This window comes from Streptomyces sp. CB02366 (genome assembly GCF_001905905.1).
GTDB lineage: Bacteria > Actinomycetota > Actinomycetes > Streptomycetales > Streptomycetaceae > Streptomyces.
Genome location: NZ_LIVT01000001.1, coordinates 769,774 through 788,724 on the forward strand (window position 1 = coordinate 769,774; position 18,951 = coordinate 788,724).

Here is an 18,951-nt window from a genome sequence, read left to right on the forward strand (position 1 = left end):
CGGCCCGCCCCTCCGTGCGGCGGGTCGGCGGGGCCCTCGCGGGCCCCTTCGAGGGAACGGTTCTCCGCTTGGCGGGGCGAGGGCGTATCTGCGTTCGGGAGCCGTCTCACCCGTACGGCGCGTGACCGGGAGCGCGGTGCCTTCGTTGTTCCCGGTGTCCGTGCCAACCAGGGGCGGCATCGAGAGGAAGAACCACGCGTGGCTCCGCCGGGACGTGTGACGCACCACAGGTGCGTCGTGGGACCGCATTCCGGCGTATGTGACCGGTCCGCAGGGGACAGCGGCCCGGCCACCCCATATGCGGCCGGTCCCGGGGACGCCCGGGGCCGGCCGCATCGGAACGTCTCCGGGCGGAGGCCCGCTCCCTCCTCCGCCGCCTCCCCTCCGGCTCGGCCGGATCAGGTGTGCCGGCCCGCCCGCCGCCGTGCCGCCGCGACCAGCGTCACCCCCGTCGCCAGCGCCACCGCCGCCGCACTCGCGACCGCCCCGGCGGCCGAACCCGTCGCGGCGAGGCCGCCCCCGGAGCCGGAACCGCCGGGCACGCCCGAGGCGGTGGACGCCGAGGGCGCCGGGGCGCCGGACGGGCTCTCCTCCGGGGCCGGGACCGGCGGGGCGGACGGCTCGCCCCCGCCGCCGCCCGTGCCCCCGGGTGCGGAACCGCCGTCCCCGGCGTTGAGGACGAGCCGGGCGGTGTCGTTCGCGGGGACCGGGTCGAAGGGGAGCGCCGGGTTCCGTGCGTAAAGGCCCCGGACGGCGACCTCGCCCTCCGCCCCGGTCAGGACGTCGTCGATCCGCAGCGCGAACGGCAGGTCGAGCCCTTCACCGTCGCGCACGGCCGTCCCGGTCGGACAGAGGTAGCGCGGCGCGGGGCTCGCCTGGTCCTCCCGGTACGCGCCGGCGGCGGTCACCGCCCGGCAGCGGTCCGGCTTCCCGACGACCGAAGCGCCCCGGGGGACCGTGAAGTCGACGACGGCGACGTCCTCGCCGGAGCGGAGGTGGCCGATCCAGGCCGGACCCTCGTTGCGGAAGCCGATACCGGCCGTGACGGTGGCGCCCCGGGCCCCGGAGACCTGGTCGCCGTACGCCGCGAAGTCGGCCGTGTTCTCCGTGCGGAAGTCGGCCTCGCGCTGGTTGTCGTGGGGGGTGGGGTCGGTGTTCCGCGCTGCCGTCCGCTTCGTGGGGGCCTTCACCGGGACCGCTGTCAGCACGTCGCCGCCGCCGGACGCGGAGCGTGCGCGGCCGGGCCGGGCCGCACCGGCCTCCTCGACGCGGTAGAGGAAGGTGTCGCGGTAGGCGCGCTCGGTGGCCTCGATGGTCAGGGGGGTGGCCAGGGTGTACGTTCCGCCCGCCTCGAACGCCCCCTCGACGGAGCAGAGCGCCGTGGTCCAGCCGAAGTCCGGCAGGCCCGGACCGCCCTCGGAGTACCGGCAGTTGGAGTAGCGCTGGGGGATGTCCAGCCCCCGGGTGTACCGCAGGGTGAGCAGCACGCCGTCGGCGTCCCCGGCGCCGCGGTTGGCGAAGGTGATCGGGGCCCGCTGCCGGTCGCCCGGGGTCAGTTCCGTCCGGAACGGCAGCTCCTCCATCACGAGGTCGGGGCCGCCGACGGTGACCCGCGCGGTGAACGGCGCGACCGCGGCGCCCTCCGCCTCGCCGCTCACCGTGATCGTGCCGCTGTCGCCGGTCGCGCTGCCGGGGGCGGCGGTGACGAGGAGGTCGGCGACGGACCGCGTGCCCGGTCGGACGCCCCGGTCCTCGCAGACCGCCTTCACCCCCCTGACCTGGCACTCCGGCCCCGCCCCGGCGGCGAACGCCACGTCGGCGACGCCCGCGATCCCCTGGAGGTCGAAGGTGAGCGTGAGCTCTCCCCCGAAGCCGCTCCCCTCCCCGGCGGCCGGGGCGTCGAGGGTGATGCCGACCGTGGACGCCTTCGGCCCGCCGTCGGCCGGATACGGGTGCAGGCCGGTCTCCGGAGGGCCGCCGAGCACGACCACCGGGAGGCCGGCGGCGTTCGCCGGGCCCGCCGCCCCGGCGAGCGGGGCCACGGCCAGCAGGCCCGCGGCGGCGAGCGGACCCGCTGCGCGGCGCAGCGCGGTTCCCGGGGACAAGCGTGTCATCGAAACCTCTGGTACTCGGCGGGGCCGTGCCGCCCGGCAGCGGCCCCGCGGCCGCCGCGGTGGTGGCGGCGGTGGACGCGGTACGGGTTCGACCGCGCGGCTCCCCGAACAGTTGCCCGGAGGAAGATCACGGATTGGGTACGGATCACGGGCCGGGTCCGGGGTCCGGGGCGGGCCCGGGGTCCGGGGCGGGCGGGCGTCCCGGACCGGGCACGGTCACGGGTGGGACACGGGGGTGTCCCCCACGCCCTCCACGTCCTTCCCTGCCTCCGCCGTCCCCTTCGGCGGCACCACGGGGATGCCCAGGAACGGCAGTTTCAGCGCGCCGAACGCCTCCTTCGGCACGGCGGGCGTGCGCGGTGCGACCGGGGTGAGCCGTTGGTACGCCTCGCCCTGCTCCGGGCGCGGGTCCGGCTCGCCCTTGTTGGGCCAGAAGGACATCGCGCGCTCGGCCTGGGCGGTGATCGTCAGGGACGGGTTGACGCCGAGGTTGGCGGAGACCGCGGAGCCGTCGACCACGCTGATGCCGGGGTGGCCGTAGAGGCGGTGGTACGGGTCGATGACGCCTTCCTCCGCGCTCGCGCCGATCGGACAGCCGCCGAGGAAGTGGGCGGTGAGCGGGGTGCCCATCAGCTCGCCGATGTTGGACCCGGCGAAGCCGTTGATCTCCTCGGCGAGCAGGGTGGCGCCCCGGGTGGCGTCGGGTATCTGGACCGGGTTGGGGGCGCCGTGGCCCTGGCGGGCGGTGAGCAGACCCTTGCCGATGCCGCCCGGTTTGCGGTACGTGGTCAGGGAGTTGTCCAGCGACTGCATGACGAGCCCGATGATGGTGTGCTCGGACCAGCGGCGGTTGGAGAGCGAACGGAGGGCGAGGACGGGGTGCTTGGCCATGTTGCCGAGCCAGCCGAGGACCCGGTGTCCGCCGTAGGGGACCTGGAGGATCGTCAGCGAGCCCATGGCGTTGGAGCCCTTGCCGTAGCGGACGGGTTCGATGTGGGTGTTCTCGTCGGGGTGGATCGAGGAGGTGATCGCGACGCCCCGGGTGAAGTCGGCCCTGGGGACGCCGTGCTTCTTGCGGTAGCGGCGGTCGCTGGTCTGCGCGCCCACCAGCCCCTCGGAGTTGGTCCGGGTCAGCTCGCCGAGCTTCGGGGAGAGCCGGGGCAGCAGGCCCCGGTCCTTCATGGTGTGCAGCAGGGTCTGGGTGCCGTACGTTCCGGCGGCGATGACGACCTCGCGGGCGCGCAGCCTGGTGGGCCTGGCCCTGCGGCGGCGGTCGGTGGGGACGGTCAGGACGCGGTGGCCGCCCCGCGCGTCCTCGGTGACCGCGACGACGGAGGTCATCGGGTGGATGACCGCTCCGGCCCGCTCCGCGAGGTGGAGGTAGTTCTCGTTGAGCGTGTTCTTCGCGCCGTGGCGGCAGCCCGTCATGCACTCGCCGCACTCGGTGCAGGCCGTGCGGTCGGGGCCCGCGCCGCCGAAGTACGGGTCGGGGACGGTGCCGCCCGCCGCGGTCCTCGCGGTGCCGTCGGCGTCCTTGCCGTCGCCGAAGAAGACGCCGACCGGGGTCAGGTGGAAGGTGTCCCCGACGCCCATGGTCTCCGCTACGGCCTTGAGGTGGACGTCGGAGGGGGTCATCGTCGGGTTGAGGCGGACCCCGAGCATCCGGCGGGCCTGGTCGTAGTACGGCTTCAGCTCGTCCTGCCAGTCGGTGATCGAGGCCCACTGGCGGTCCTCGAAGAACGGGGCGGGCGGCACGTACAGGGTGTTGGCGTAGTTGAGCGATCCACCGCCGACGCCGGCCCCGGCGAGCACCATGACGTTGCCGAGCAGGTGGATGCGCTGGAGGCCGAAGAGGCCGAGGGCGGGGGCCCAGAGGTAGTTCTTGATGTCCCAGGAGTTCTTGGGGAGCGTGTCGCGGGTGAAGCGGCGGCCCGCCTCCAGGACGCCGACGCGGTAGCCCTTCTCGCTCAGCCTCAGGGCCGTCACCGCGCCGCCGAAGCCCGAGCCGACGACCAGTACGTCGTAGTCGTACGCGGCGTCGTCCTCCGCCGGGACGTGGCGCACGGTCTGTTTCTGGGCAGGGCTGACCTGGGACATGGCACTCCTCGGAACGGAATCGGTACGAAAAGGGCGGACGGTGCGGCGACCGGGGACGGGCCGGGCGGGCGGCCCGGGCACGGGCGGACGGGGCCCGCCACGGCCCCGGGAGCGGCCGGCGGGGCCCGCGCCCCGGGGCGGCCCCGGGAGCGCGGCGGCCCGCGGGATCAGCGCAGCCCGAACGCCTTCATCGCCTTGAGGCTGCGGGTCATGAACGCGGCGTACTTCTCGTCGTCCATCCCGAAGGCGGGCGCGAGGGGGATCAGCCGCTGCTGGGCGACGGTCTGGGCCTCGGTGTACTTGAGGATGCCCTCGGAGCCGTGCCGCCTGCCGAGGCCGGAGTCCTTCATGCCGCCCATCGGGGACTGGACGCTGCCGTAGGCGGGGGCGTACCCCTCGTTGATGTTGACGGTGCCGGTGCGCAGCCGGGCGGCGACCTCGTGGCCGCGCCGGGAGTCGGTGGTCCAGACGCTGGAGTTGAGGCCGTACGGGGTGGCGTTGGCCAGCGCGATCACCTCGTCCTCGTCGCTGAAGCGGTAGATCGAGACGACCGGCCCGAACGTCTCCTCGGTGCAGACGGCCATCGGGGCCTCCACCCCGTCCAGGATGGTCGGCTCGTAGAACAGGGGGCCGATGTCGGGGCGGGCGACGCCGCCGGCGACGAGGGTCGCGCCCTTCTCGACGGCCTCCTCGACATGGCGGACGACCGTCTCCAGCTGGCGTTCGCCGACGAGCGAGCCCATGTCGGCCCCGTACGCGAGGGAGCTGCCGAGCCGCATGGCGCGCGTCCGGGCGGCGAACCGCCGCACGAAGTCGTCGGCGACCGACTCGTGGACGTACAGCCGCTCGATGGAGATGCAGAGCTGCCCGGCGGAGGAGAAGCAGGCGCGGACGGCGCCCGCCGCGGCCTTCTCCACGTCGGCGTCCTCCAGGACGAGCATGGCGTTCTTGCCGCCGAGCTCCAGGGAGACGCCGACCAGCCGGGAGGCGGCGCCGACGGCGACCTCGCGGCCGGTGCGGGTGGAGCCGGTGAAGGAGACGTAGTCGGCGCGGGCGACGACCTCGGGGCCGACGACCGGGCCCTCGCCGAGGACGACCTGGAAGACCTCGGCGGGCAGTCCGGCCTCGATCAGCAGGTCGCGGGCCCACAGGGCGGTGAGCGCGGTCTCCGTGTCGGGCTTCATCACGACGGCGTTGCCGGAGACGAACGCGGGCAGCGCGTCGCCCACGGACAGCTCCAGCGGGTAGTTCCAGGGGGCGATCTGGCCGACGACCCCGCGCGGCTGGCGCAGTTCGGTGACCTTGGTGAGGGTCGGGACGACGCCGGTGTGGCGGCGGGGCTTGAGGTAGGCGGCGGCCTTGCGCCCGTAGTGGCGGGCGGCGACGGCGACGGCCTGCACCTCCTCGTGGGCGTGCAGGCGCGCCTTGCCCGTCTCCAGCTGGATGAGGTCGAGGACCTCGGACTGGCGGCTGAGGACGAGGTCGTGGAAGCGCAGGAGGATCGCGGCCCGCTGCCGTACGGGGACGGCGGCCCAGACGGGCTGGGCGGCGCGGGCCCGGTCGAAGGCGGTGGCGACGTCCTCGGGGGTGGACTCGGGCAGGTCGGCCAGCTTCTCCCCGGTGAAGGGGGTGTGGTTGGCCGTACGGCCCGACCCGACGACACCGCGGGTCAGCTGGGCGATCACCTCGGGGGTGACCACGTCGGCGGCCGTGCGCACGCCGGCGGGGGCGACCGCCACGGGGTTGGTACCGAGAGGGGCGTCAGGGGCCTGCGAGTCCGTCATGGGGCCGAGAGTATGTCCAGCCGGAGCCTTTGGGTACCCGTGGGTAACAGTTTTTCACAGGACCCGCCACCACCATGCGACGCACCCCTCGACCCAGCCAGTGATCGCTGGCGACATAACCGCTGATCAGTGGCGTCGCGCGCCGACCGCCGGGCGACGGTCGGCGCTCGGCGCTCAGGGGGCGTGAATTTTCAGTCCCTCGACGACCTCCGCGAAGATCGCGTCGCCGTCCTTCGCCGCCTGCCCCTTCGCGGGCATCCGCACCCGCACCTGCCAGTAGGGGTCGCCCTTCTTCTCGCCGGGGATCAGCAGCTCCCGGAAGCGGTGGCGGAGCGGGTCGTCGTCGGACGAGGAGTAGGGGACGTACACGGTGTCCATCTCGAACGCCTTCCGCCCCTGGTGCGTGACGTCCTTAGCCGTGACGGAGGCCTCCTTCATCTCCGTGGTGCCCGCCCCGCCCTTCTCGTAGTGCCTCTTGAGGGCCGCCTTGTCGGCCCCCGGGTGTTCGTCGGTGGGGGCGTCGTCCTCCGGGGCGCGGTGCCAGAAGTCGATTTCGAAGACGCCGCTGGGGTCCGCGTACCAGACCACTTCGCCGCTGTCGTCCTGGACCCGCTTGTACTCCTCCGGCACCGCCACGTCCGCCGAGAGGACCTCGTTCTCCGGCCGGACCTGCCAGCCCTCCGGCGGCCCGTCGCCCGCGAACGGGTTCAGCAGGACCAGCACGAGCGCGACCACCACGGCCAGCGCCCCGCCGCCCAGGGCGAACCGGGCGGGCCGGTTGCGGTGCAGCACCGGCGGCACCCACTTGTTGCCGCCGCCCGCCACGAGTGACGCGTACGCGGGGGCGACCGGGGCCGGGGCCGCGAACTGCCGGAGCACCTGGCGGACCTCGGCGGCGGGCGGGCGCGCGGCCGGGTCCTTGCGGAGCAGCTGCATCACGAGCGTGCCGAACGCGCCGGCGCCCCGGGCGGGCGTCTGCGGCTCGGCGGACAGCACGGCCTGGAGGGTGGCCGGGGTGTGCGAGCGGCGGTACGGGGACACGCCCTCGACCGCCGCGTACAGCACGACGCCCAGCGACCACAGGTCCGACTCCGGGCCGGGACGCTGGCCGAGGACCCGCTCCGGGGAGATGTACTCCGGCGAGCCGATGAACGCGCCGGTCTCGGTGAGCCGCTGCTCGCCCTCGACCTGGGCGATCCCGAAGTCGGTGAGGACGACCCGGTCGCCGGCGCCGAGCATGACGTTGTCCGGTTTCACGTCGCGGTGCAGGATGCCCATCGCGTGGGCGGCCGACAGCGCGTCGAGGACCGCGAGGCCGATCCTGGCCGCCTCGCGGGGGTCCAGGGTGCCTTCCTGGAGCCGGTCGCCGAGCGAGTGGCCGCGCACCAGCTCCATGACGATCCACGGCTTGCCGTCCTCGACGACCACGTCGTGGACGGTGACGACGGAGGGGTGGTCGATCCGGGCGGCGGTCCGCGCCTCGCGCCGCATGCGCTCGTACACGGTGTCGCGCTCGCGCTCGCCCAGGTGCTCCGGCGCCCGCGGTTCCTTGACGGCCACCTCGCGGTCCACGACCTCGTCGTGGGCCCGCCACACCGTGCCCATCCCGCCGTGCCCGAGCCGGGCGAGCAGCCGGTAGCGTCCGCCGATCAGCCGGTTCGCCGCGCTGTCCGGGACGCTCGCCGGGGCCGTCGGGGAGGGGATGCGCGCCGGGGGCGCGAGATCCGGTGCGCCGAATCCGCCCGGCGCGTGCGGCGGCTGGAGTCCGTAGCTGGTGGGCTCGTGGGCCCGTCCCCCGTGATCTGTCATGCACATCATCCTGGATCACACCCCGGGTCCGGCACCACCTGGGGCGGTCGGCAGGTACGAAGCCGTGACCGTACGGCGGCCCCGGCGCCCCGGCGGTGGCCGCGTGCCGCGTCGGCCGACGCGGCACGCGGCCACCGCCGGGGTCACTGCCGGGCCCGGGGGGCGCGCCAGCTCCGGAGCATGACGTCGAACTTCTCGCGGCTCTCCGCCCAGCTGTCCTGAGGGGCGGTCAGGTACAGGGCGTACTCGGGCCCGCCGGGACCGCCGTAGTACATCTGGTCGATGCCGTGCCGGGGCCCCGCGTGGTCCTTGGTCTCGTTCCAGGTGAACTCCCAGAGGGCGCCGGGGCGGTCACGGAAGGTGTTCTCCTCCATCGCTGTCCGCCGGTAGCCGGGCAGCCGTTCGGAGAGCTGCTCCTCCATGCTCTGCATGTGCAGGTAGGGGTGGTCGAAGTCCGGGTCCGGGTCGACGCTGATGCGGATGCGGTGGGCCCCGCCGTCCGGGGTGTAGTCGATCTGGCCGTCCTGCACCTGCCGCGTCCAGCCGTCGGGCACCACCAGGCTGAAGCCCGCCGGGTCCTCGACCCGGGTCCAGCCCTCGGGCGTCCCGGACGTCCCCGGCGCGGGGGCGTCCGTCTCCGGGGCGGCGGCGGGCGCGGACGGCGTGCGGCCTGCGGCCGTGGAGCCGCGGGCGGCGCCGGAAGCACCCGGCGCTTCCCCGTACTTCATCGCGATCAGCCCGGCCGCGCCGCCGAGGACGGCCGCGGCGACGACCACGGCGAGCACCGTGCGCCACCGGGATCCGGCGCGCCGGACCACCGGGGCGGTGGCCGGGAACGCCCGGTCCGGGGCGGTGGCCGGGGCCGTTCGCGGGGCGGCGGAGGCCGCTCCGGGCAGCCGGGCGGTGGCCCCTTCGGAGCCGGGCGGGCCGGCCGGGGCGCCGGAGCCGTGCGGGCCCCGGTAGCCGTACCGGGACTCCTCCGGGTAGCGCTGGGTGGGCACATGGGCCTGGGCGGCCCGGGGTTCGCGCCCCTCCATGGCGTCCAGCAGCATCTGCTCGGTCTGCGCGGCCGTGGGCCGGTCCTCCGGTTCCTTGCGGAGCAGCGCGGTGATCACGGGCCCGAGCGGACCGGCGTTGACCGGCGCGGGCGGCTCGTCGGTGACGACCGCCTGCATGGTGGAGATCGGGGACGTACGGCGGAACGGGGAGGACCCCTCGACCGCCGTGTACAGCGTGGCGCCCAGCGACCAGAGGTCGGAGGCCGGGCCGGGGTCGCCGCCGCGTACCCGTTCCGGCGCCAGGTAGTCGATGGAGCCGACCAGTTCGCCGGTACGCGTGATGGTGGAGTCGCCCTCGATGGCGGCGATCCCGAAGTCGGTGAGGAGCACCTGTCCGTCGCGGGCCAGCAGGACGTTGCCCGGCTTGACGTCGCGGTGCAGCACCCCGGCGCCGTGGGCGGCGCGCAGGGCGCTGAGCACGTGCAGCCCGATCCGGGCCGCCTCGCGCGGGGCGACCTCGCCGCTCTCCTTGACGGCGTCGGCGAGCGAGGGCCCGTCGACGTACTGCATGACGATCCAGGGCCGCTGGTCGTACTCGATCACGTCGTGGACGGTGACCACCCCGGGGTGCGTGATGCGCGCCGCCGCCCGCGCCTCCTTCTGCGTCCGGGCGTGCAGGACGAGCCGGTCGGCCTCGGCGACGTACAGCCCGGCGGTCAACTCCTTGACGGCCACCGTGCGGTGCAGCAGTTCGTCGTGGGCCTGCCAGACCTTGCCCATGCCGCCCCGGCCGAGCACGTCGCCCAGCCGGTAACGCCCCGCCAGCACCAGTCCCGCGTCCGTGCCCTGTGATCGATCCACGTGATGTCCCCGCCCCGTTCCTCGGATTCGCCACATTACGGAGGCGGGGCGCACGGGCGGAACGGGGGATCGCCCACGAGACCGCACTGTGATGGTTGTCGCTGTCGTACAACTCCCGCGGCGGACCGGGGGCGGTGACGCGCGATCAGCCGGCGACCCGGTAGGAGGCGACCGCCCGCTCGTAGACCTCGGTGACCCTGTCCCGGTCGTTCACGGGGCCGATGACCTGGATGACGTGGTAGCGGCCGTCGACGATCATCGCGAGGTTGCGGACGAACACCTCGCGCCCGCCGCTCTCCTGCCAGGTGAACTGGCCCTCCGCCATGGCCTGCCGCCCGACGTCGACCCGGCGCACCCCGGACGAGGAGGACCAGCTGGAGTCCCGGAACGGCTGGAGTTCGGGCTCCTTGTCCCGCTGGTAGGCCAGCGGATCGCCGCCGCCCGACGCCACCGTGTCCCGGCCGGGCACGACGAGCAGGGTGAACCCGTCGCTGCCGTAACGGATCTGACGGTCCGCGTTGGCGGGACTGCGCTGCCAGTCCTTCGGCACCCCGATCTCGAAGCCCTCCGCGTCCTTGCGGAGCGCGTACCCGGCGGGCAGCGCGACGGCCGACCGGCTGGTCTGCGGCTGCTGGGAGCCGGTGGCGGCGGAGCCGCTCGGGGAGGCGGACGGGCGGGGCCCGTCCGATGCCGGGGGCGGCGCGGCGGAACCGGTGGCCGCGGGGGCGCCGCCGCTCTCGCCCGGCTCCTGCTTCGGCAGGAACAGCACGGCGTACGCGACGGCGGCGGCCATCAGGAGAAGGATCAGGACGAGCAGCAGCCGGCCCAGGTTGCGCGGGGAGGACGACTCCCCGCCCCGGCGCGGCGGTTCCCGCAGCACCCGGGGGCCCTTGGGCGCACGCGGCGCGCGGGCCGGGCGCTCCTCCTCCCAGGCCCCCACGGTCATGGGCGCGGACCGGTCGGGCGGCAGCAGCGACTCCTGCGGATCGGGCTGGTCGAACCGCTTCGCGGACTGGCGGCGCCGGTCCTGGCGGTGCCGCCCCGGGGCCGCGCCGCCGCCGAACCGGCCCCACCGCCGGCGGACCAGCTCGCCCCGGCGGCGCACGATGGGGAGCCGGGCGGCGTCGGGCGCGGGCAGCGGTACGACGTCGGCGCCCGCCTCCGGTTCCGGCGCGGAGCGCACCAGCGAGCGGAGCCAGCCGCTCAACTCCTCGACGTCCGGCCGCTCGGTGGGGTCCTGGCGCAGCAGCGACTCGACGACGGGCCGCAGCGGGCCGCACTCCTCCGCGAAGGCGGGCGGCTCGCCGCACACCATCTGGACCAGTTCGGCCGCGTTCTCCTCGGGGTAGGGGGCGTGGCCCTGGACCGCCCGGTACAGCAGCGCGCCGAGCGCCCACAGGTCGGTGGAGGGGCCGATCGGCGGCGCGAGCTGCCAGTTCTCGTGGACCGGGCCCGCCTGCTCGGGGGCCCAGCGCTCGGTGACGGCTCCGACGACGGCTATCCGCGCCTGGCGGGCGCGTTCGGCGGCGAGCGGGGTGGCGGGGCCCCGGTGGACGGCGGGTTCGCGCCCGCCCGCGACGGTCTCCTCCCAGGCGCGGGCGGCGTTTCGCCCGGCCGGGTCCGCAGCGGTACGGGCCGGCGGCTTCGGGAGGCGGTCCGGCAGGCCGGGCCGCCGGGAGTCGGCGCGCAGGGCGTCCTCGCCCGAGCCCCCGGCCGGGACGGGCCGCCCCGCGCCGGGGCCGTCGTCCCAGGTCCCGGCGAGGTGGACGCGTCGGCCCGGCGGCCGGGGGCCCTCCTCCTCGTCCTCGTCGTCCTCGTCGTCGTAGGGGTCCTCGGCGGGGCCGCCCCAGGGCGCGCCGGAAGAGGGGGCCTCGGGGGCGGGGCGGCGCTGGAGGGGGAGGACACCGGGGGCCGCGCCGGTGGCGGCGTCGGCGTCCGCGCCCTGACCCGGGTCCATGTCCTGACCCGGGTCCGTGCCCTGGCCTGTGCCCCGGCCCGCGTCCGCGCCGGATGCGGTGGGGTCCGCGTCCCCGCCGGTGCCGGGGTGTGCGTCACCAGGCGTGCCCGGCGCGGCGGGACGGGCTCCGCGCCCCTCGGGCCCCGGGGACTTCGTGAGGTCGGCCGGGGCGCGGTCGGCCCCCTGCCGGTCCTCGGTGGCCCGGGCGGCGGCGCGCGCGCCCGCGCGGTAGGCGGCGATGGCTCCGGCGCGGGCGGCCCGCAGCTGGGCGGCGCTCGACGCGCCCGGCTCGGCGGGCGGTACGGCGGTGTACGGGACGGCGGGCGCGGCGGGACGCGGGACGATCTCCTGCGCGGCCTCCGGTGCGAAGGACCGGGGGGACTCCCCGGGAGCGGAGGCGTCGGAGGGCCCCGGCTCCGGGTCCGGCGTCCGCTCCGGCCCGCGCGGGGGCCCGGCGTCCCTGCCGGACGGCTCTGCGCCCGGCGGCGGTCCGTACCGGCCCTCCCGGCCGTACTCCCGGCCGTCCCCCCGCGGCACGTACCCCCGGGGCAGCGGCGGAACCGGGAACCCGCCGGTCGCCCCGGCCTCCCGGCCCCCGTCGCCGTCGTACTCGCCGTACCCGGCGTCCCCCTGGCCGTCCTCGTCGTCCTGGACGTCCGCGTACTCCTGAGCGCTCCCGTCCGCCCGGCCCGCCGCGAACTCCCCGGCGCTCCCGTACTCCTGGACGTCCGCGTACTCCGCCGCGGCCCCGTACTCCCGGACGTCCTCGACGCCTTCGTAGGCCGCGTAACCCCCGTGCGCGCCGCTCCTGCCCGGCGGGAGCGACCGGGCGCCGTCGAACTCCCCCGGCGGGGCGGGCTCGTGGGCCGGGATGCCGTACGTCGTCGGGCCGTCCGCCGGGTCGGCGTCGGGCAGCGGCGCCGGGGCGTATCCGCAGAGCGCCTCCTCGGCGGCGCCCGTCGCGAGGCCGGTGAGCACGACCCGGCCGTCGTCGCAGACCAGGACCGTGCGCACGGTGATGTTGCGGTGGGTCCAGCCGTGCGCGTGCAGCACGCGCAGGGCGGTGAGCACGTCGGCGCCGATCTCGGCGGCCCGGTAGGGGTTGAGGGGGCGTTCGGCGAGGAGCGCGGCGAGCGGACGGGCCGCCACCAGCTCGCTCACTATCCACAGCGAACCCGCCTCGGCGAACACGTCGTAGACCTGGTCGAGCCGGGGATGGTCGGGCACCTGGGCGGCGGCCTGCGCGGCCTCGATCGCCCGCCGGACCACGGGGTCGGTACTGCGGCGGACCGCCCGCCCGGCAGGGCGCCCGGCCGCCGGAGCCCGCCCGTCCGCGTCGAGCACCTCCGCGTCCACGATCTCCGGCAGCGGCACCTGGCGGACCAGGACCTCCTGCCCGCTGTACGTGTCGAACGCCCGTGTCTCCGCCAGTTCGTACCCGTCCGAAGGGGGCAGCGGAAGGCGGTAGCGGTCGGCGAGCACCCGACCCGCGTAGTCGTCCACGTCGCCTCCCCAGAGCGCGCTGTTCCTCCGGCCGGCACAAGCCGTACGTATCCGCCGGTCACGGCCGGGCGGCGGGCGGTCGGCCCGCCGTACCGGCTGCGTACGGTCCTCGTCCTCTTACGATACGTGGCGAGGCGGGCGGACGGGCCGGGTCGCGCCAACCCGGCCCGAACAAACGTCTACTCGCCGCCCCTCACGGGGCCCGGCGGTCACTTGGTGGGCGTGAACGTGCCGAACGCCGTCTCGCGGAGCGTCCTGCACTCCTCGTCGTCCCACGCGTCGATCCTGCAGCTGATCATGATCGAGTAGCCGCGCCCGGCGTCCACCTTGAAGCCCCGGTTGAGCACCCGGACCCGGACGCCGCTGTGGCTGCGCTCGAACGTCCAGTCCGCGACGGTCGGATAGCCGTTGTACTCGACCTTCTTTATGCTGCCGTGCTTGTAGCCGTCGCTGAGGAGCTTGGCGCTGCCGACCGCCCCGCGCCAGGCGGCCGCCGCGTCGTCCCTGGGCGAGCTGTTGAAGTCGATCTGGACCCGGGGGAAGCCGCCCCGCCGGACGTTGTAGATGCCGCCGGAGTTGCTGCCCGCGATGCCGGTGCGCTTGAAGTCCTCGGGCATCGCCATGGTGAAGTGGAACCGGTCGTCGGTGATCTTCCGGTAGCCGGCGGGCAGGGCGTCGCCCCGGCCCGGCCCGTCCCCTTCCCCGTCCCCGGGACCGCCTGTCTTCGGGTCGCCGGAGGCGTCGCCCGAGGGGTCGGCGGAGGCGCGGCCGTCGTCCGTGCCCTGGCCCTCCTTCTGGCCGCCGCCCTTCTCCCCGGCCGAACCGCCGCCCGTGTCCTCGCCCTTGCCGTCGGCGTCGCCCGACGAGGCTCCGGCCGACGCCGCGGTGCCGCCCTTGCCGCCGTTGTCCGGGTCTTCGCCGCCCAGGGTGAGCGCGAGGACCGTGCCGAGGATGGCGAGGGCGACGACGGCCGCGATGATCGCGAGGGTGCGGCGGGGCACCACGTCGGTGATCGAGGCACGGGTTGAGGCGGGTCCGTACGGCGGGCGCTGACCCGGTACGGAAGGGCTCGCCGTCGTCGTGGACGCGGCGCCGGCGGCGGCCCCCTTCGCGGTCCCCGGCGCGGACGCCGTGGCCACCGCGGGCCTCGCACCGGTGGCGGAAGTCCCGGGCGGCGCCGGGGGCTTGGGCGGGGCGGCGGGCGTGCCGGCGGCCGCGGCCGGGGACCCTGCGGCGGCGGCCGCGCCCGCGGCGGCTCCCCCGGCGACGGCCGGGGTCTTCGCGTTCCGCACGGAGCGCAGGGCTCCGCGCAGCCGGTCGCGGGCTCCCTCGCCGGTCTCGCCCGGTCCGGTGGACTGCTTCGGCGGCTTCGCGGCCTTGGGCTTCGGCGTCCGCTTCACGAGGGGGTCGACGGCGGGGGCCGGGGGGACGGCCATGATCTGGGTCGAGTCCGCCGGGGCCGGCGCGGGGGCGTCGGGGGCGTTGACGACGGCGTTGAGCAACGCCCGCGCCCCGGCGTCGTCGAGTCGCTGCTCGGGGTCCCGTTCGAGCAGCCCGTAGATGACGTCGGTGAGCGGCCCGGCGTTCTTCGGCGGGTCGAGCGGCTCGGTCATCACCGCGGTCAGGGTGGCGATGGCCGAGCCCTTGTCGTACGGCGGGCAGCCCTCGACGCTCGCGTACAGCAGTCCGCCGAGGGACCACAGGTCGGCGGGCGGGCCGGGCTTGTGGCCGCGCGCCCGCTCCGGCGAGATGTACGAAGGGGCGCCGACGAGCATGCCCGTGGAGGTGACCGAGGGGTCGCCCTCGACCTGGGCGATGCCGAAGTCGGTGAGCACGACGCGCCCGTCCTCGGCGATCAGCACGTTGGACGGCTTCACGTCGCGGTGCAGGATGCCCTCGCGGTGCGCGGAGCGCAGCACGTCGAGGATGGCGAGCCCGACCTCGGCGGCGCGTCTCGGCGTCAGCGTGCCGTCCTCGCGGATCGCCTCGGCGAGCGACTTGCCCTCGATCAGCTCCATGACGATCCACGGGCGGTCGTCCTCGTCGACCACGTCGTAGACGGTCACCGCGCTGTTGTTGCGGATGCGCGCGATCGCCTTGGCCTCGCGCAGGGTGCGCGTGATCAGGCGGCGCTTCTCGTCCTCGTCGATCGCCGAGGGGAACCGCAGTTCCTTCACCGCGACCGTGCGGCCGAGCGTCTCGTCGTCGGCGCGCCAGACCGTACCCATGCCGCCCCGGCCGAGCACCTCACCGAGCCGGTAGCGCCCCGCGAGGAGACGACCGTTCTTGTCCCGTTGGGGCTCCCGTGCCTGCTCCGCCTCCGACATGCGTCCCCTCTGCGATCAACCCGCCCTGGCAGAGCGTTCATTGTCCCTCACCCCGGGACCGGTCCTGGTGCCGGGTCCGGGGTCCGCCGCGACACGGCCCGGGAGGGAATCCCCCACAGCCTCCTACCTACCGGGCCCTCCCGTCCAGGCCGGACCGGACGCGCGCCCCCGCTCCACCCGGCCGGTGAAACGGGGGCGGCCCGGGCCCGGAGGGACAGTGAAGCCCAACTGGCCCGGCGCCGACGGGTGGTGACCGGCCCTCCGACGGGGCGGTCCGCCGTCCGGGTCAGCCCGGCACGATGTCCGGCGCCCCGAGCCGGGCGGCGTCCGCCGTGAGGTCGTCGGGCTGCCGCTGCGACTCGCGCTCGGCCTCCACCCGCTTCTCGTAGTGCTCGACCTCCTGGTCGATCCGCTCCTGGTCCCAGCCCAGCACCGGGGCCATCAGCTCCGCGCAGAGGCGGGCGCTGCGGACGCCCCGGTCGAAGGTCTCGATGGAGATCCGGGTCCGCCGGGTCAGCACGTCGTCGAGGTGGCGGGCGCCCTCGTGGGAGGCCGCGTAGACGATCTCGGCGCGCAGGTAGTCGTCGGCGGCGGGCAGGGGTTCGCCCAGGACGGGGTCGGCGAGGATCAGTTCCAGAATCTGCTCGGTCATTGAGCCGTACCGGTTGAGCAGATGCTCCACCCGGGCGACGTGGAGTCCGGTCCGGTCCGCGATCCGGGCCCGGGCGTTCCACAGGGCCCGGTACCCCTCGGCGCCGACCAGCGGGGTGTCCTCGGTGACGCAGGCGGCGACCCGCTGGTCGAGGCCGTGCACCGCCTCGTCCACCGCGTCCTTGGCCATGACCCGGTACGTCGTGTACTTGCCGCCCGCCACGACGACCAGGCCGGGGGCCGGGTGGGCCACCGTGTGCTCGCGGGACAGCTTGCTGGTGGCGTCGGACTCGCCGGCCAGCAGCGGTCGCAGCCCGGCGTAGACGCCCTCGACGTCGTCCCTGGTCAGGGGGGTGTGGAGGACGGCGTTGACGTGTTCCAGGAGGTAGTCGATGTCGGCGCTGGAGGCGGCCGGGTGGGCCTTGTCCAGGTCCCAGTCGGTGTCCGTGGTGCCGATGATCCAGTGCCGGCCCCAGGGGATGACGAAGAGGACGGACTTCTCGGTGCGCAGGATGAGGCCGGTCGAGGAATGGATGCGGTCCTTGGGGACGACCAGGTGGATGCCCTTGGAGGCGCGGACGTGGAACTGGCCGCGCTCGCCGATGAGCCCCTGGGTGTCGTCGGTCCACACGCCGGTGGCGTTGACCACCTGCTTGGCCCGGATCTCGTACTCCCGGCCGCCCTCGGTGTCCCGCACGAGCGCCCCCACGACCCGCTCGCCCTCCCGGAGGAAGCCCACGACCCGCGCCCGGTTCGCCACGTGGGCCCCGTAGGAGGCGGCGGTGCGCACCAGCTCGGTGACGAAGCGGGCGTCGTCCATCTGGGCGTCGTAGTACTGGAGGGCGCCGACCAGGGCGTCCTTGCGCAGGGCGGGAGCCACCCGCAGGGCGCGCTTGCGGGAGAGGTGGCGGTGGACGGGCAGGCCGCGCCCGTGGCCGGAGGAGACCGACATCGCGTCGTACAGCGCGACGCCGGAGCCCGCGTAGAGCCGTTCCCAGCCCTTGTGCTGCAAGGGGTAGAGGAAGGGCACGGGCTTCACCAGGTGCGGGGCGAGCCGCTCCAGGAGCAGGCCGCGCTCCTTGAGGGCCTCGCGGACCAGGGCGAAGTCGAGCATCTCCAGATAGCGCAGGCCGCCGTGGATCAGCTTGCTCGACCTGCTGGAGGTGCCGGACGCCCAGTCGCGCGCCTCGACCAGCCCGGTCCTCAGCCCTCTGGTGGCGGCGTCCAGCGCCGTGCCCGCCCCGACCACGCCCGCCCCCACGACCAGCACGTCCAGTTCGCGCGCGGCCATGGCGGCGAGCGCTTCGACGCGCTCGACAGGTCCCAGTGTCGCTGTCCTCACTGCTGCCTCCCGGTGGATCGGGGTGGTCGGAGACGGGAGTGCCACCCGGCCGAGGGGCCGGCCGCCCGTCTCCACTCCTCGATTCTGTCCGCGCTCCGCGACTTCAGCCACCGCCTATGGACAACACCCCGGCGACCGGAGCCCCGCAATGCGACATATAGGTCATATTTACGCCTAGTCTGATATTGCGCTGTCCACAGCAGTTGCGATCTTCGTTCTCCGCCGTTACGGGGGCTCCTCCTATGCCAGCAGACCTCGCCGTCATCGGACTCGGTCACCTCGGCCTGCCCCTCGCCCAGGCCGCCGTGACCGCAGGCATCGACACCGTCGGCTACGACCCCGACCCCCGCCCGTACACGGAGCTGCGGGCGGGCCGCACACCCGTCGAGGGCACCCTCACCGCGTCCGAGGTCCGCCGCATGCTCTCCGGCGGCTTCCGGCCCACCACCGACGCCGCCGAGCTGGGCCGGGTCCGCACCGCCGTGATCTGCTCGCCCACCCCGCTCGGCCCCGACCACGCCCTCGACCTCACCGCCCTCGGCGACGCCGCCCGCGCGCTCGCGGCCCGGCTGCGCCCGCACACCACCGTGCTGCTGGAATCCGCCGTTCCGCCCGGCACCACCGAGGACTTCCTGCGCCCCCTGCTCGAAGAGGGTTCCGGGCTCGTCGCCGGGCGCGACTTCCACCTCGCCTGCTCCCCCAGCCGGCTCGACCCCGGCAACCGCACCCACACCCTGGCCAACACGCCCAAGGTCATCGGCGGCCTCACCTCCGCCTGCACCGAATCGGCCGCCGCCTTCTACGGACGGCTCGCCGACAAGGTCGTACGGGCCCGGGGACCGCGCGAGGCGGAGATGACGAAGGTGCTGGAGACCAACTTCCGGCACGTCAACATCGCCCTGGTCAACGAGATGGCGGTGCTCTGCCACGACCTGGGCGTCGACCTCTGGGACGTCATCCGGTGCGCCGAGACCAAACCGTTCGGCTTCCAGCCCTTCCGTCCGGGGCCCGGCGTCGGCGGACACGGCGTCCCGGTGGATCCGGGCCGGCTGCCCCACAGCACCCGCGCCCCCGGACACCCGCTGCGGATGGTCTCGCTGGCCCAGGAGATCAACGACCGGATGCCCGGTTACGTCATCCAGCGCTGCGCCACCCTCCTGAACGAGCACGGCAAGTCCGTCCGGGGCGCGCGCGTCCTGCTGCTCGGCGTCACCTACAAGCCGGACTCCGCCGACCAGGAGGCCGCGCCCGCCCGGGAGATCGCCACCCGGCTGATGGACATGGGCGCGCAGATCGGCTACCACGACCCGCACGTCCTGGACTGGCGGGTGCGCGAACGCCCCGTCCCGCGCGCCGACTCGCTGTACGAGGCGGCGGCGGCGGCCGACCTGACCGTCCTGCTCCAGCACCACCGCACCTACGACCTCCAGGGCCTCGCGGTGAAGGCCCAACTCCTCCTGGACACCAGGGGAGCCACCCCGGCGGGGGCCGCCCACCGGCTGTAGCGG

9 protein-coding genes are annotated in these 18,951 nt (G+C 75.1%); 1 reads left to right on the top strand and 8 read right to left on the bottom strand.

What is annotated here, in order from left to right; genetic code table 11:
• Positions 1 to 398: 398 nt before the first annotated feature.
• The 8 genes from AMK24_RS03315 to AMK24_RS03350 form a co-directional block, all read right to left on the bottom strand.
• Positions 399 to 2,114 (bottom strand): peptidase, encoded by a 1,716-nt coding sequence (locus tag AMK24_RS03315; RefSeq protein ID WP_073764781.1) that lies wholly within the window; start codon positions 2,112 to 2,114, stop codon positions 399 to 401.
• Positions 2,115 to 2,330: 216 nt separating this feature from the next.
• Entirely contained in the window at positions 2,331 to 4,211 is a 1,881-nt protein-coding gene (locus AMK24_RS03320; protein WP_073764783.1) for a GMC family oxidoreductase, read from the bottom strand.
• 167 nt (positions 4,212 to 4,378) lie between these two features.
• The gene (locus AMK24_RS03325) at positions 4,379 to 5,995 is read right to left on the bottom strand and encodes a succinic semialdehyde dehydrogenase (protein WP_073764785.1); all 1,617 of its coding nucleotides are present in this window, start codon (positions 5,993 to 5,995) and stop codon (positions 4,379 to 4,381) included.
• A 174-nt stretch (positions 5,996 to 6,169) separates the two neighbouring features.
• Positions 6,170 to 7,804 carry a serine/threonine-protein kinase gene (locus tag AMK24_RS03330; protein ID WP_073764787.1) on the bottom strand — a complete coding sequence of 545 codons (1,635 nt, stop codon included), beginning with the start codon at positions 7,802 to 7,804 and terminating at the stop codon, positions 6,170 to 6,172.
• A gap of 143 nt (positions 7,805 to 7,947) precedes the next feature.
• Complete coding sequence (locus AMK24_RS03335) at positions 7,948 to 9,663, bottom strand: serine/threonine-protein kinase (protein ID WP_073764789.1); 1,716 nt, start codon at positions 9,661 to 9,663, stop codon at positions 7,948 to 7,950.
• Between the two features lie 145 nt (positions 9,664 to 9,808).
• Positions 9,809 to 13,123 (bottom strand): protein kinase, encoded by a 3,315-nt coding sequence (locus AMK24_RS03340; protein WP_073764791.1) that lies wholly within the window; start codon positions 13,121 to 13,123, stop codon positions 9,809 to 9,811.
• 209 nt (positions 13,124 to 13,332) lie between these two features.
• A complete protein-coding gene (locus AMK24_RS03345; RefSeq protein WP_073764793.1) occupies positions 13,333 to 15,450 on the bottom strand; it encodes a serine/threonine-protein kinase in 2,118 nt (705 codons plus the stop codon).
• Between the two features lie 286 nt (positions 15,451 to 15,736).
• Positions 15,737 to 17,443: a glycerol-3-phosphate dehydrogenase/oxidase gene (locus AMK24_RS03350; protein ID WP_073764795.1), complete on the bottom strand. Its 1,707-nt coding sequence runs from the start codon at positions 17,441 to 17,443 to the stop codon at positions 15,737 to 15,739.
• Positions 17,444 to 17,685: 242 nt separating this feature from the next.
• Here AMK24_RS03350 and AMK24_RS03355 point away from each other — a divergent pair, with 242 nt between their 5' ends.
• On the top strand, positions 17,686 to 18,948 hold the full coding sequence (locus AMK24_RS03355; protein ID WP_073764797.1) for a nucleotide sugar dehydrogenase: 1,263 nt from the start codon (positions 17,686 to 17,688) through the stop codon (positions 18,946 to 18,948).
• Positions 18,949 to 18,951 lie beyond the last annotated feature (3 nt).

What these genes read in the sequence shown, in the direction of transcription:
- AMK24_RS03320 (WP_073764783.1), bottom strand. Translation starts at nt 4,211, where the DNA reads ATGTCCCAGGTCAGCCCTGCCCAGAAACAGACCGTGCGCCACGTCCCG.
- AMK24_RS03345 (WP_073764793.1), bottom strand. Translation starts at nt 15,450, where the DNA reads ATGTCGGAGGCGGAGCAGGCACGGGAGCCCCAACGGGACAAGAACGGT.
- AMK24_RS03325 (WP_073764785.1), bottom strand. Translation starts at nt 5,995, where the DNA reads ATGACGGACTCGCAGGCCCCTGACGCCCCTCTCGGTACCAACCCCGTG.
- AMK24_RS03330 (WP_073764787.1), bottom strand. Translation starts at nt 7,804, where the DNA reads ATGACAGATCACGGGGGACGGGCCCACGAGCCCACCAGCTACGGACTC.
- AMK24_RS03355 (WP_073764797.1), top strand. Translation starts at nt 17,686, where the DNA reads ATGCCAGCAGACCTCGCCGTCATCGGACTCGGTCACCTCGGCCTGCCC.
- AMK24_RS03315 (WP_073764781.1), bottom strand. Translation starts at nt 2,114, where the DNA reads ATGACACGCTTGTCCCCGGGAACCGCGCTGCGCCGCGCAGCGGGTCCG.